General features: G+C 49.7%; 1 pseudogene. It reads right to left on the reverse strand.

Annotated features, from left to right (window positions below):
* Positions 1-394: 394 nt before the first annotated feature.
* A pseudogene (locus tag ABS784_RS16790) lies at positions 395-1,261 on the reverse strand (IS1634 family transposase); the annotation flags it as partial.
* Positions 1,262-1,512 lie beyond the last annotated feature (251 nt).

Consider the following 1,512-nt stretch of genomic DNA (forward strand, 5'->3'; position numbering starts at 1 on the left):
AAAGGACATAGCCTCGTGGAGTTCATTTACAGCGCAGCAAAACAAAATATTCCTATTGACGCCGTGAAAAAACAGCTCCACGTGGCATAAGGGGTACCCTGTTTGTCTCTTTTTACATGGTAATTATTGTTATAAAAATTGCTCAACTACAGTTAGTTTTTTAGAATAACTTTTCGGTCAACACGGCGAGCAATGGCAATCCTTTTTTTACCATCGCTGGTCGTTCCGCATAACGTTACACGTAAATGCTCTCATCCAGTCCCAGCCCTTGCAGAACCCTTCGCTGCTCAGGGGTGAGGGGACGGCCCAGTGAACGCTGAATTTGCCCATCCGGCAGCTCTAACAGAACGACTTTCACATACCGGAACAGCTGAAAAATCGCCTGCCCGGTCGGACGGACCGGATGGCCTTCATACGTCGAGGCCGTTTCCCATACCCGATGCGTGGCGCCGTTTTTCTCCGCCAGCGTAAAAGGATCGCTCCACGCCGTGTCCTGAGCATCAGCTTCAGCCAACGCCTGTTTCATGATCCGGAGCGGCGAAGGGTCTCTGGTGATCAAAAAGGCGTTCGCCGCTTTCGTTTGCGAAAGCGTGTCCTTCGTCATCACGGCGGAATCCGCCACGTAAATCCATTCGTCCTCGATCTTCGCTTGCTTCAGCTGCTCATGGACACGGGACAGCACCTTGGGATTTCAGGTTTATCCGGCAGGTTGCCGTCGTGTACATCTCCATAAAAAGGAACGCCATCCTCGTTGCTGATCAGTCCGAAGTCGATCTGCTTTTGCCAATGGTGTTGCCGGTTGTAGCCATGGGCAATATGCAGGGTATCCGGCGAGGCCGATTCATAAGCGCCGTAAACGGTCTTGTCCGTCGTATCGGCGTGGAAGACCCGAAGGGGGATGCCTTCTTTCTGATAAATCTGAACCAGACAAGGCAGACAGAACGGCATGGATATTGGCGTCGTACAGTCGATCTAGATGGCGCCCAATGGCATCGTCATTGAACCAAGAAGGCTGGAGTCCCGGCCGGATCCGCTTCGGCAAATCGATCTCATGCGCCCATCGTTCCAAATGAACGAGCGCTTGCCGACCGCTCAAGATATCCAGAATGATCAGCTTGACCACATCGCTGGTTCGGGTTTGGCATTGGGGATCCATCGGAACCAGCCGGTCCATCAGCTGAGGGAGGTCAAGATCCTTGAAGATGGTGCTTATGATATTTAAATAGGAACTTTCATCAATCGCGCGAATTCGAACATCCATGGTGGGCAAAACTCCTTTGCTTTCCTTGTGTGTCAAGGATTCATTCGACATCAGAACAAAAAAAATCCTCTCGATGTTTGCCGAGAGGGTGCGAAATGTGAGATTTAATGTAGAAATATGCCGAAAATTAAATATACCATAAATATATTGAAAATAGTATAATTTGAATTAATATTAACCCGTGGTGCTAGTTGAGCGTCAGCGCTCAACCAGCCCTAGTGTGACCAAGGAATAAGCCAACAAGATGCCAT

The sequence above is a fragment of the Geobacillus sp. G4 genome (genome assembly GCF_040327975.1).
In the GTDB taxonomy this organism is placed as follows: domain Bacteria; phylum Bacillota; class Bacilli; order Bacillales; family Anoxybacillaceae; genus Geobacillus; species Geobacillus thermoleovorans.